The 12,194-nt window shown below is 73.4% G+C and carries 9 protein-coding genes; 6 read left to right on the top strand and 3 right to left on the bottom strand.

Annotated elements, in window-relative coordinates:
- Nucleotides 1–136: 136 nt before the first annotated feature.
- The 4 genes from metK to ACSYGO_RS05755 all read left to right on the top strand — a co-directional run bounded on the left by metK (nucleotide 137) and on the right by ACSYGO_RS05755 (nucleotide 6,824).
- The gene (metK, locus tag ACSYGO_RS05770; protein ID WP_460385962.1) at nucleotides 137–1,300 is read left to right on the top strand and encodes a methionine adenosyltransferase; all 1,164 of its coding nucleotides are present in this window, start codon (nucleotides 137–139) and stop codon (nucleotides 1,298–1,300) included.
- A 36-nt stretch (nucleotides 1,301–1,336) separates the two neighbouring features.
- The gene (locus ACSYGO_RS05765) at nucleotides 1,337–2,317 is read left to right on the top strand and encodes a carbohydrate kinase family protein (RefSeq protein WP_432174683.1); all 981 of its coding nucleotides are present in this window, start codon (nucleotides 1,337–1,339) and stop codon (nucleotides 2,315–2,317) included.
- A complete protein-coding gene (locus ACSYGO_RS05760; RefSeq protein WP_460385961.1) occupies nucleotides 2,314–3,546 on the top strand; it encodes a class I SAM-dependent methyltransferase in 1,233 nt (410 codons plus the stop codon). Before ACSYGO_RS05765 ends, ACSYGO_RS05760 begins: the two co-directional genes overlap by 4 nt.
- An 80-nt stretch (nucleotides 3,547–3,626) precedes the next feature.
- Nucleotides 3,627–6,824: a BTAD domain-containing putative transcriptional regulator gene (locus ACSYGO_RS05755; protein ID WP_460385960.1), complete on the top strand. Its 3,198-nt coding sequence runs from the start codon at nucleotides 3,627–3,629 to the stop codon at nucleotides 6,822–6,824.
- A gap of 42 nt (nucleotides 6,825–6,866) precedes the next feature.
- Here the strand turns inward: ACSYGO_RS05755 and ACSYGO_RS05750 are convergent, their stop codons facing one another.
- Genes ACSYGO_RS05750 through ACSYGO_RS05740 form a run of 3 tightly spaced genes read right to left on the bottom strand, consistent with a single transcriptional unit; the run spans nucleotide 6,867 to nucleotide 9,766 of the window.
- Nucleotides 6,867–8,015: a nucleotide disphospho-sugar-binding domain-containing protein gene (locus ACSYGO_RS05750; protein WP_460385958.1), complete on the bottom strand. Its 1,149-nt coding sequence runs from the start codon at nucleotides 8,013–8,015 to the stop codon at nucleotides 6,867–6,869.
- A gap of 12 nt (nucleotides 8,016–8,027) precedes the next feature.
- On the bottom strand, nucleotides 8,028–8,837 hold the full coding sequence (locus ACSYGO_RS05745) for an ABC transporter permease (protein ID WP_426678338.1): 810 nt from the start codon (nucleotides 8,835–8,837) through the stop codon (nucleotides 8,028–8,030).
- On the bottom strand, nucleotides 8,834–9,766 hold the full coding sequence (locus tag ACSYGO_RS05740) for an ATP-binding cassette domain-containing protein (RefSeq protein ID WP_460385956.1): 933 nt from the start codon (nucleotides 9,764–9,766) through the stop codon (nucleotides 8,834–8,836). The genes ACSYGO_RS05745 and ACSYGO_RS05740 overlap by 4 nt, the downstream gene beginning before the upstream one ends.
- Nucleotides 9,767–9,999: 233 nt before the next feature.
- Here ACSYGO_RS05740 and ACSYGO_RS05735 point away from each other — a divergent pair, with 233 nt between their 5' ends.
- Together ACSYGO_RS05735 and ACSYGO_RS05730 are read left to right on the top strand one after the other, a co-directional pair.
- Complete coding sequence (locus ACSYGO_RS05735) at nucleotides 10,000–11,193, top strand: nucleotide disphospho-sugar-binding domain-containing protein (protein ID WP_460385954.1); 1,194 nt, start codon at nucleotides 10,000–10,002, stop codon at nucleotides 11,191–11,193.
- The gene (locus ACSYGO_RS05730; protein WP_460385953.1) at nucleotides 11,190–12,191 is read left to right on the top strand and encodes an NAD-dependent epimerase/dehydratase family protein; all 1,002 of its coding nucleotides are present in this window, start codon (nucleotides 11,190–11,192) and stop codon (nucleotides 12,189–12,191) included. Before ACSYGO_RS05735 ends, ACSYGO_RS05730 begins: the two co-directional genes overlap by 4 nt.
- Nucleotides 12,192–12,194 lie beyond the last annotated feature (3 nt).

Below are 12,194 nucleotides of genomic sequence, written 5' to 3'. Positions count from 1 at the left end.
CCCCAGGTGGGGAGGGTGCGCCGAGCGCGGGTCGAGCCCTTCTCCAGGCCCGTTCATGGCGGCGGGCATACGTTCGGCGCACCTCACCGGGTGCCTATCCGGGTGGGATCGACGACCGAGTCAGCCCAGGAGAGCCATGCCCCGCCGCCTGTTCACCTCGGAGTCCGTCACCGAGGGACATCCCGACAAGATCGCCGACCAGATCAGCGACACGATCCTGGACGCACTGCTGAAGGAGGACCCCACCTCGCGCGTGGCCGTGGAGACACTGATCACCACCGGTCTGGTGCATGTGGCCGGCGAGGTCTCCACGACCGCGTACGCGCCGATCGCCCAGCTCGTGCGCGAGAAGATCATCGACATCGGCTACGACTCCTCGAAGAAGGGCTTCGACGGAACGTCCTGCGGGGTCTCGGTGTCCATCGGAGCCCAGTCCCCGGACATCGCGCAGGGCGTGGACACCGGCGGCGCGGGCGACCAGGGCCTGATGTTCGGCTACGCGTGCGACGACACCCCCGAGCTGATGCCCCTGCCCATCCAGCTCGCCCACCGGCTGTCCCGGCGGCTCGCCGAGGCCCGGCGGGGCGGCGCCGTCCCCTATCTGCGCCCGGACGGCAAGACCCAGGTCACCATCGAGTACGACGGCGACCGCGCGGTCCGCCTGGACACCGTGGTGGTCTCCTCGCAGCACGCCTCGGACATCGACCTGGAGACACTGCTGCTCCCCGACATCCGCGAGTTCGTGGTGGAACCCGAACTGAAGGCGCTGCGCGACCACGGGATCGACCTGGTGACCGACGGCCACCGGCTGCTCGTCAACCCGACGGGCCGCTTCGAGATCGGCGGCCCGATGGGCGACGCGGGCCTGTCCGGCCGGAAGATCATCATCGACACGTACGGCGGCTACGCCCGGCACGGCGGCGGTGCCTTCTCCGGCAAGGACCCCTCCAAGGTGGACCGTTCGGCGGCCTACGCCATGCGCTGGGTCGCCAAGAACGTCGTCGCCGCCTCGCTCGCGCGCCGCTGCGAGGTCCAGGTCGCCTACGCGATCGGCAGGGCCGACCCCGTCGGGCTCTTCGTGGAGACCTTCGGCACCGCGACCGTCGACCCGGAGAAGATCGAGAACGCCGTCTCCGCGGTCTTCGACCTCCGGCCCGCCGCCATCATCCGCGACCTCGACCTGCTGCGGCCGATCTACGCCCAGACCGCCGCCTACGGCCACTTCGGGCGCGAGATGCCGGACTTCACCTGGGAGCGCACCGACCGCGTCGACGCGCTGCGCCGGGCCGCCGGTCTCTGACCCCCACCCGCCGACCGACGGTTCAAGGAGATCCCCGTGCGCATTGCCGTCACCGGATCCATCGCGACGGACCACCTCATGGCGTTTCCCGGGCGCTTCGTCGACCAGCTCATGAGCGAGCACCTGGAGAAGGTGTCGCTGTCGTTCCTCGCCGACACGCTGGAGATCAGGCGCGGCGGGGTGGCCGCCAACATCGCCGTGGGCCTCGGCCGCCTCGGGCTCACCCCCGTCCTGGTGGGCGCGGCCGGCACGGACTTCGCCGAGTACCGCGACTGGCTCGGCGCCAACGGCGTCGACACCGGGTCGGTGCGGGTGAGCGCCACCCGGCACACCGCCCGCTTCGTATGCACCACCGACGCCGACCAGAACCAGATCGCCACCTTCTACGCCGGCGCGATGGTCGAGGCACGCGAGATCGCCCTGGCCGACGTCGTCGAACGGGTCGGCGGGGTCGGCCTGGTGATGGTGGGACCCGACGACCCCGAGGCCATGCTCCGGCACACCGACGCCTGCCGCGCGCTCGGACTGGACTTCGCGGCCGACCCCTCGCAGCAACTCGCCCGACTGGGACGGCAGGAGACCCGGCGACTCGTCGACGGGGCCCGCTTCCTGTTCACCAACGCCTACGAGGCGGCCCTGCTCCAGGAACGAACGGGCTGGAGCAGGGCCGACGTCCTCGAACGGGTCGGCAGCTGGCTCGTCACCCACGGCCCCGAGGGCGTCGCCGTGCTCCGCTCCGGGCATCCCGAGCTGCGGCTGCCCGCGGTCGAGGCGGCCGAGGTCGTGGACCCCACCGGCGCCGGCGACGGCTTCCGCGCCGGATTCCTGGCCGGCGCCTCACGGGGATGGCCGCAGGAACGGGCCGCCCGGCTCGGCTGCGCCCTGGCGACCCTCGTGCTGGAGTCCCTCGGCACCCAGGAGTACAAGCTGTCCGCCGCCGAACTGCACCTGAGGACCGAGCAGGCCTACGGGGCCTCCGCTGCCGCCGAGATCACCCACGACCTGGAGAGGCGATGACGATCAAAGAGTGCCGCATCTGCGGCAACCGCACCCTGCTGCCGATACTCGACCTGGGCGAACAGGCCCTCACCGGCATCTTCCCGCGCACCCGCGACGAGGTGGTCCCCTCCGTACCCCTCGAACTCGTGCGCTGCTCACCGGACGGCTGCGGACTCGTCCAGCTGCGGCACACCGCCGACTTCGGGCTGATGTACGGCGAGGGCTACGGATACCGGTCCGGACTCGGCGAGTTCATGATCCGTCACCTCGCGGGCAAGGCCGCCCTGCTCACCGACCTCGTCCGTCCCGGCCCCGACGACCTCGTCCTGGACATCGGCAGCAACGACTCCACCCTCCTGCGGGCCTACCCCGCGGACGGACCCACCCTGGTCGGCATCGACCCGACCGGTGAGAACTTCCGCGAGTACTACCCCGAACACGTCAGGCTCGTCCCCGAGTTCTTCTCCCGCGAGGTCTTCACCGGGCACTTCGGCCGGCGCAAGGCCAAGATCGTCACCTCGGTCGCGATGTTCTACGACCTGCCGCGCCCCCTCGACTTCATGCGGGACGTCCACGACATCCTCGACGACGACGGGGTGTGGCTGCTGGAACAGAGCTACATGCCGGCGATGCTCGAAGCCACCGCGTACGACGTGGTGTGCCACGAGCACCTGGAGTACTACGCGCTGCGGCAGATCGAGTGGATGGCGGCGCGTACCGGACTGAGCGTCATCAGGGCGGAGCTGAACTCCGTGTACGGCGGCAGCCTCTGCGTCGTGCTCGCCAAGAACCCCGCACGCCACCACGTGGACGAGGCCGGGATCGCGGCGGTCCGTGCCCACGAGGCATCGCTGGGCCTGGACACCATGGCCCCCTTCGAGGCCTTCGCGCACCGGGCGGCCCAGTACCGCGACGGGCTGCGGGACTTCCTCGACTCCTCCCGCGAGGCCGGTCGGCTGACCCTCGGGTACGGCGCGTCGACCAAGGGCAACGTCATCCTCCAGTACTGCGGCATCACCGAACGCGACCTGCCCTGCATCGGCGAGGTCAACAAGGACAAGGACGGCTGCTTCACCCCCGGCACCGGCATCCCCGTCGTCACCGAGTCCGAGGCCAAGTCCCGCCGGCCCGACCAGCTGCTCGTGCTGCCGTGGATCTACCGGGACGGGTTCGTCGAACGGGAGCGGGCCTACCGCGAGAGCGGTGGCAAGCTGGTCTTCCCGCTGCCCGAACTCACCATCGTGTAGGCCCTGTCGACCGGAATCCGATGAACCACATTTGATCAGCGGTTGGGGTTCGCGCGCGGCCGCTGCGGCACAATGAGGACATGCCCACCGGTGCCGCCATCCGCATCCTCGGACCGTTGCGCGTACGCACGACGGACGGCGGGACGGCCGACGTGCGCGGGGCGCGGCTGCAGACACTGGTCGCGGTCCTCGCGCTCGCGGCGGGCAGGGAAGTGGCGCGCTCCGACCTCCTCGAAGCGCTCTGGGACGACGCCCTGCCGTCCGCTCCGGACAACGCGCTCCAGGCCCTGACCTCCCGGATGCGGCGCGCCCTGCCCGGGCTCGTCGTCGACTCCAGCCCCACCGGCTACCGGCTCGCCGTACGGCGGGACGATGTCGACGCGCTCCGCTTCGAGTCGCAGGTGTCGGCCGTGGCCGCGGTGCGGGGCGACCACGCGCGGCGCGCCGCCGCGCTGCGGGACGCCCTCGCCCTGTGGCACGGCCCCGCCCTGGCGGGACTGACCCCCACCCGGGCGGTGCGCGCCCACGCGACACGGTTCGAAGAGCTCCGCCGCCGCGCCCGCGAGGACCGGATCGACGCCGAACTCGCCCTCGGCGGCGGGCCCGCGCTCGTCGCCGAACTGGCGGGCCTGGTCTCCGAGGACCCGTTCCGCGAGAAGCTGCGCGTCCAGCTCATGCGCGCCCTCCAGACCGACGGCCGGCAGACCGAGGCGCTGGGCGTGTACCAGGAGGCGAGAACCCTGCTCGCCGAGACGTACGGGATCGACCCCTCGGCGGAACTCCATCAGGCGTACCTCGACGTCCTGCGCGGCGAAGGCACCACGGCGCCGCCCCGGCGCCCGCCGCGCGGGACACGGTTGCCGGTCCCGCTCACCGAACTCGTCGGCAGGGAGGCCGACGTGGAGCGGGTACGGGAACTGCTCGGCCACGCCCGGCTGGTGACCGTCGTCGGCCCCGGAGGCGTGGGCAAGACCCGGGTGGCCCTCGAAGCGGCCCGGCGCGTCGACGAGCGCGGCACCCTGCGCGTCGTCCTCGTCGAACTCGCCTCGGTCACCGACCCGGCGAACGTGCCCCGTACCGTCCTTGACACCCTCGGCGCGGGCGAGGGCGGGCTGCTGTCCGCGCCGGGATTCGAGACGCCCGGGCACGGGCCCGTGCTCGGGCGTCTCATGAGCCTGCTGGCGGGCGAACCGACCCTGCTCGTCCTCGACAACTGCGAACACCTCGTGGAAGCCGTCGCGGAGACCGCCGCGACCCTGCTCGCCCACTGCCCCGACCTGCGCGTCCTCGCCGCCGGCAGGCAGCCGTTGGAGGTCAGCGGCGAACGGCTGCACCGGCTCACCGGCCTCGCCCTGCCCAAGGGGCCCACGGACGCGGCGGGTTCGCCCGCGGTGCGTGTCTTCGTCGACCGCGCCCTCGCCGTCCGCCCCGCGTTCACCCTCGACGAGCGCACCCTGGACACGGTGGTCGCGATCTGCCGCGCCCTCGACGGGCTCCCCCTGGCCCTCGAACTCGCCGCCGCCCGGCTGCAGTCGCTGTCCGCCGAGCAGATACGCGACAGGCTCGACGACCGGTTCCGTCTGCTGGGGGCCGAGGGCAGGCCGGCCGACGGGCGGCGCCGCACCCTGCGGGCCGTGATGGACTGGACCTGGGACCTGCTGGACGACACCGAGCGCACCCTCGCCCGGCGCCTCGCCGTCTTCGCGGGCCGCGTCGACCTCACGCTCGTCGAGCGGGTGTGCGCGGGCGACGGACTCGACCCCGCCGACCTCGACATGCTGCTCGCCTCCCTCGTAGCCAAGTCCGTCGTGCAGACGGAGGAGAACGGCCGGCAGGTCGGCTACCGCATGCCCGAGACCGTACGGCTCTACGCCGCCGAGCAACTCGCCGCGGCGGGGGACGAGGCACTGCTGCGCACGCGCCACGCCCGGACCCTCCTCACAATCGCCGAGGCCGCCGAACCGGGGCTCCGCCGCCACGGCCAGGCCGCCGAACTCGCCCGGCTGACCGCGCTGCTGGACGACTTCCACGCCGCCCTGCGCTGGTCGCTCGACCACGCTCCCGACGGACTCGCGATGCGCCTCGTCGCCTCGCTGGAGTGGTTCTGGCTGCTCGGCGGACGCCGCGCGGAGGCCATGGAATGGACGCGCCGCGCACTCGACCTGCGGTGCGACAGCCGGCCCCGGGACCGGGCGATCGTCTGCGCCGTCGGGGGACTTCAGCACGGGGCCCTGCTCGGCGAGGAGACAGGCGTCACCTACCTCTTCGAGGCGCTGGCGCTGATCCAGGAACTCCCGGAGGCCGACCACCCGGTGCTCGTGGCCGCCGGCATCCTCGGCTCACTCGCCTCCGGCTCCCCGGAGGTCGTGAGCGAACAACTGCGCGCGCTCGGCGGCCACCGCGACCCCTGGATCGCCTCCCTCGCCCGGATGCTGGGGGCCCGCATGCTCGCCAACGCCGGACAGCCGCACGCGGCACGGGACGAACTCCTCGCCGCCCTCGACGGGTTCCGGACCCTCGGCGAGCGCCTCGGCCTGACCTACACGCTCTCCGCGCTCGCCGAGTCCGAGAGCGCCCGGGGCGACCACATGGGCGCGATCGGCGCACTGGAGGAGGCGCTGCGCGCCGTGACCGAACTGGGCCACGCCGAGGACCGGCCCATGCTCATGGTGCGCCTGGCGGTCGAGCAGGCCAGGTCGGGCCACCCCGAGGCGGCGGAGGCCGGACTGCTGGAGGCGGCGGCCGAGGCGTCCCGGCTGGGCCTCGGCGAGACCCTGGGCGTCGCCCACCACGCGCTCGGCGACCTGCGCCGTACGCAGGGCCGGACGGCCGAGGCGCGCGGGCTGCTCGACCGGGCCCTCGCCGAGGTCATGGCACACGGTCCCGGCGTCGGCTACCGCCCGGCCGTCCTCACCAGCCAGGGCCACCTCGCGGTCGCCGAGAGCCGCCTCCCCGCGGCGCTGGAGGCCTGCACGGCGGCGCTGGACCTCGCCCGGCAGGTCGACGAGGCACAACTGCTGGCCCAGGTCCTGGTGCTGGCCGCGGACATCGCCCTCGCCCAGGCCGAACCCAAACACGCGGCGGTCCTCCTGCACACCGCCGCGGACGTCCGCGGCCAGCCGCTCGATGCCGACCCGGACGTCCGCCGGGTGGCGCGGGCGACCCGGCTCGCCCTCGGGGACGACCGGTACGGGGCCGCGCGCCCCGTGGGCCACGACGAGATCGAGGGCCTGGTCGCGGGCCTCGCCGGCCGGCTGGCGCCGCCGCGGGCCGGGTGACCTGCGCGGCCGGCCGTCCACGGGGACAGCCGGCCGCGCAGGTCAGTGGCCCACAGGTGTCGCCGCCAGCTCCGTGAGCAGCGGCACCACGTCGCTCGGCGCCGGGAGCCGCCTGATCTCGTCGGCCAGGGACTCGGCGGCAGAGCGGTACCCGGGAGTGGAGAGCACCGACTCCACCGTCGCCCGCAGGCCCGCGGAGGAGTCCGCACTCAGGGCCGCGTCGAGGTCGAGGACCACGCCGGCCCCGCGCGCCGCGACGCGTTCACCGACCGCCGCCCACGACGGGTTCGACTGGGCGAGGACCAGCTGCGGCACCCCGAAGGCCAGGCCCGTCAGCGCGGTCCCGGCGCCGCCGTGATGCAGCAGCGCGTCGCAGTCGCCGAGGAACAGGTCCAGCGGAACCGCGCCCGGCGCGTGCACCGAGGCGGGCAGACCGGCCGCGTCGCGCGGGACCGCGGTGACGACCGACTCCATGTCCCGCACGGCGGCGAGCTCACGGATCAGCGCGTCCCAGATCTCCGGTCGCGTCAACATGGGGGTCTCGCCGCCGAAGCTGACGCACAGGCGCCTGCCCGTGTCCGGCCGCGGCGCCCAACGAGGCGGCGAACCCGCGCCGTTGAAGGGCACGAAGCGCACCGGCTGGGCCGCCGACGCCTCCGGGCACTGCAGACTCGGCGGGCACGGGTCCAGCACCAGCGAGGGCAGCGCCGGACCCGAGTCCACACCGCGCCGGGCGGCCACCTCGCCGAGCGCCTCGACGGCCCGCGGAACGGACTGGGAGCTGATCCGGTCCGGTCCCCATCGGTGCAGCACAGCCGGCACCCGCAGGGCGGCCGCCACGATCAGACCGCTGAACTCGATCGGATCCACCAGCACCAGATCCGGCCGCCACCGGCGGGCGACGTCCAGATGCTCGTCGAGTACGCCGTCGACGCGCTGTCGCCACCTCTCCTGGAGCAGCGTCCAGTCGGGACCGGCGCCGGGCAGCCCGGAGGGTGCCGCCGACCGCCGTACCGGTCGGCCCGGCGGCTCGCTCACCACGGCGCCCGACAGACCGGCCGCCGCGGCGCGCTCCACCACGGGAGCGCCGCCGGCGACCAGGACCTCGTGCCCGGCCGTCCGCAGGGCCCAGGCGACCGGGACCATCGACATCAGATGACTCGGTACCAGGGCGACGATGAGCACCCTCATCCCTGGACCTCCTTACCGTTCACGGTGGTAGGCGCGCAGGGCCAGCGGGGCGAAGACCACGAGGAGGACCGCCGCGGCGATCAGCGTCTTCGTCACGGGTTCCCCCACCGGTCCGCCGACGAGCAGACCGCGGATCGAATCGGCCAGCATGGTCACCGGGTTGAGCTTGACGACCGCCTGGAGCCAGCCCGGCATGGTGTCCACCCGCACGAAGGCGTCACTGATGAACGTCAGCGGCAGCATGAGTCCGAAGGCGAGGGCCTGCACGCTTTCGGGGTCCTTGGAGAGCAGCCCGGCCAGCACGGAGGCCCAGGACAGCGCGAACGAGAACGCCAGGAGCAGCAGGAACATCGGGATCAGCCGACCCCAGTCGGTCTCGATCCGGAAACCCAGCAGCATGCCGAAGGCGAGCAGCAGCACCACGGACCAGACCAGCATCACGTAGTCCGCCAGGATCCTGCCGATGAGCGGTGCCGTACGCGAGATCGGCAGGCTGCGGAAGCGGTCGAAGAGGCCCTTGGTGACATCGGTGTTCATCCCGATGGCCGTGCGCGCGGTGACCAGGACGGTGCTCTGCACGATCAGCCCCGGGACGACGAACTGCAGATAGGCCTCGCGCGAGCCGGCCATCTGACCGGCGAGGACGAAGGCGAAGAGGAAGACGAAGATGACCGGCTGGATGCCGACCTCCACCAGCGTCTCCGGGCTGTGCTTGATCTGCACGAGCTGCCGCCAGGCCACCGTTGCGCTCTGCCGCACGGCGGAGCCGGGCCCGCGGCGCCGCACCCGCGGTGCCTCCTCGGTCGTGGTGATGGCCGTCATACCGCCGCTCCCGTCACTGTCAGCTGCTTGAAGACCTCGTCGAGGCTCGGTTCGCGCACGGAGAGTTCGGCGACCTCGATCCCGGCGTCGTCGAGCCGTCGCACGATCGCCGACATCGCCGCCGTGTCCCGCACCCGCGCCTTGACCACCCGGCCGTCGCTCGTGTGCTCGCCGATCACCTCGGACACCAGCGCGGCCACCCGGTCCACCTGCGCGCCGTCCGTGGGACGCACCTGGAGGGTGGGCCTGCCGACCTCCCGCTTCAGCGTCTCAGGGGTTCCTCGAGCCACGACCGAGCCCTGGTCGACGACCACGATGTCGTCGGCGAGCTGGTCGGCCTCCTCCAGGTACTGGGTCGTCAGCAGTACGGTCACGCCGCGACGGACCTCGCCGCGGATGATGTCCCACAACTGGTCGCGGGCATTGGGGTCCAGCCCCGTGGTCGGCTCGTCCAGGAAGATCACCCGCGGCTCGCCCACCAGGCAGGCCGCCAGGTCCAGGCGCCTGCGCATACCGCCGGAGTACGTCTTGGCGGTGCGGTCCGCCGCGTCGGACAGCCCGAACCGTTCGAGCAGGCTCAGCGCCGTACCGCGCGCGTCGGCACGGGACTTGCCCAGCAGCCGGCCGAGGAACAGCAGGTTCTCTACGCCGGTGAGGCTGTCGTCGACCGCCGCGAACTGGCCGGTGAGGCCGATGAGTTCGCGGACCCGGTCCGGGGACTTGGTCACGTCGTGGCCGTGGATGAGGGCCTGTCCGGCATCGGGCCGCAGAAGGGTGGCGAGGATACGGACGACCGTGGTCTTGCCCGCGCCGTTGGGGCCCAGCAGCCCGAGCACGGTCCCCGCCTCGACATCGAGGTCGACGGAGGTGAGCGCGGCCGTCTCACCGAAGCGTTTGGCCAGACCACGGGCCTGGATCGCGGATGTCACAGGATTCCCCTTCTCTCTCCTCCCGAACCGGACGTCCCGGCTCGGACGGGGTCGCTCTGGATGCTAGGAACAGGTACTTCCATGTCGCTGACACGGCGCTGATACGCATCCGGGGCGAGTGTGGGGGCCGATCCTGGACCGCCGTTCCAGCCCCGCTTGAGCCCGGCCGACGAAGCTGGCCGGGACTTCAGGCGCCGACCGGGCGCCGCATGCTCCGGGCGAGGTGAGGGCGTATGCGCGTGCTGTTCACGACCTGGGCGGCACCGGGGCACTTGTTCCCGATGGTTCCGCTGGCGTGGGCCTTCCAGGCCGCCGGGCACGACGTCCAGGTCGCCGGACCGCCCGGCTGCCGGGACGCCGTGACCCGGGCGGGGCTGTGCGCGGTCGCCGTCGGCGACCAGGACGCGATCGCCGGACTGCCCAAGCCGCCCGAACTGGCCGCCTGGGGCCGCCCGGCCCGGTGGCCCCGCGGCTGGTCCGCCCACCTCGACCTGCTGGACAGCGGTCAGCGCAAGGTGATCCGCGCTCTGTACGAGAAACAGTGCGCGGTCGCCGGGCTGATGCTGGACGACCTGGTCGACTTCGGCCGCTGGTGGCGGCCCGACCTGGTCGTCCACGACGTGCTGGCCATGGCCGGGCCGGTGCTCGCCGCCGTGCTCGGGGTCCCCGCGGTCGGCCACGGCTGGGAGATCGGCAGCACCCTGCACACGCCGACCGGCGACACGGACAGCGAGCCGCTGCCCGCCTACCTCGGCCTGTTCGAGCGGTTCGGCGCCGACGTCACCGCGCCCGCCGGCTGGGTCGACCCGTGCCCGCCGTCGCTGCGGCCCCCGGACGGCGCGCCCGTGCGGCGACTGCCCATGCGCTGCGTGCCGTACAACGGTTCGGGTCCCCAGCCGGACTGGCTCGCGCGGCCCGAGCGCCCCCGCCGGGTGTGCGTGACCGCCGGAGTCGCCGGCGCACGCTATCGCGACCCCGGCGGCCCCGACGTACTCGCCCTGACGCTGGAGTCGCTGGACTCCGTCGACGCCGAGATCGTCCTGGCGCCGGGCGGAACCGTCCCGACGGACGCCCTGCCCGGGCAGGTGCGTGTCGCCCGTGACGTCCCGTTCCGCACGCTGCTGCCGACCTGCGACCTGGTGGTCCACCACGGCGGGGCGGGCACCGCACTCACCGCCGTCGTCATGGGCGTACCGCAGCTCGTCGTGCCGCCCTCCCCGATCTGTACGGAGATCGGCCACGGCATCGCCCGCTCCGGCGCGGGCATCATGCTGGACCGGCTCGACAGCACCGAACTGCTGCTGAAGACGGTCACCGAGATGCTGGCGGACCCCGGCCCCTGCCGGGAGGCCGCCGGCCGGGTGGCCTCGGAGACGGCGGCGCTGCCGTCCCCGAGCGCCCTGGCGGCCGGACTCGCGGCGTCGTGACCGCGCCGGAGCTGAACGGCGTCCTGACCGGCCCGCGGCGGGACGGTGCCGTGACCGGGCCGGGGCCGAACGCCGTCGTGGTCGGCGGCAGCGGCTTCCTCGGGCGGCACGTCTGCGCCGCGCTCACCGCGCACGGCGCCCGCGTCCTGTCGGTCGCCCGGCGCCCCGCGCCCGGTGTGGCGTCCGCGCGGATCGACCTCGTCGGCGGACCTCAGGCCGCCCTAGCCGACCTTCTCGTCGAACACCGCGCGAGTGTCGTCGTGAACGCCGCCGGAGCGGTCTGGGACTACGACGGGCGGGCCCTGGACGAAGCCAACGTGACGCTCGTGGAGCGGCTGCGCGACGCCGTCGCCAAGGTGCCCCACCGGGTCCGCCTGGTGCAGCTCGGCTCGGTCTTCGAGTACGAGATGCCCGCGCGCGGACGGCTCCTGACCGAGGAGGCGCCGACGGCCCCGTCGACCGCCTACGGCAGAAGCAAACTGAGGGGCAGTGAGATCGTCCTCGAAGCCACCCGGGCAGGCCTGCTCGACGGGGTCGTGCTCCGCGCGACGAGCTGTGCGGGACCCGGACTGCCGCGCTCCAGCCTGCTGGGCCGGGTGGCCGCCCGGCTGCGCGACGCGGCGGTGCGGGGCGAGCCGGCGGTGGTGACGCTCGCGCCCCTGACCGCCGAACGCGACTTCGTGGACTGCCGCGACCTCGCCGCCGCCGTGGCCGCCGCCGCGACCCTTCCCGTCGTCGGACGGACGGTCAACATCGGCAGCGGCACGGCCGTCGGCGTGCGCCGGCTGGTCGACCTGCTCGTCGCCGTGAGCGGAGTGCCCGCGACGGTCGTCGAGGAGGGCACCGCCACCGGGCGCAGCGCCGGGATCGACTGGCTCGCCGTGGACGGCGGGCTCGCCGCGCGACTGCTCGGGTGGCACCCGCGGCACAGCCTGGCCTCGACGGTGCGGGCGATGTGGAGCGAGGTCATCACCAACGCCGAGGAAGGGCCTGACTGAGCC

The organism is Streptomyces krungchingensis, from assembly GCF_054729265.1.
Note: the sequence above shows the minus strand (reverse complement) of the source record. Positions and strands in the feature narration are given on the sequence as shown.

Excerpts from the sequence above, each read along its gene's own strand:
- metK (WP_460385962.1), top strand. The coding sequence starts at position 137 with ATGCCCCGCCGCCTGTTCACCTCGGAGTCCGTCACCGAGGGACATCCC.
- ACSYGO_RS05760 (WP_460385961.1), top strand. The coding sequence starts at position 2,314 with ATGACGATCAAAGAGTGCCGCATCTGCGGCAACCGCACCCTGCTGCCG.
- ACSYGO_RS05755 (WP_460385960.1), top strand. The coding sequence starts at position 3,627 with ATGCCCACCGGTGCCGCCATCCGCATCCTCGGACCGTTGCGCGTACGC.
- ACSYGO_RS05750 (WP_460385958.1), bottom strand. The coding sequence starts at position 8,015 with ATGAGGGTGCTCATCGTCGCCCTGGTACCGAGTCATCTGATGTCGATG.
- ACSYGO_RS05745 (WP_426678338.1), bottom strand. The coding sequence starts at position 8,837 with ATGACGGCCATCACCACGACCGAGGAGGCACCGCGGGTGCGGCGCCGC.
- ACSYGO_RS05735 (WP_460385954.1), top strand. The coding sequence starts at position 10,000 with ATGCGCGTGCTGTTCACGACCTGGGCGGCACCGGGGCACTTGTTCCCG.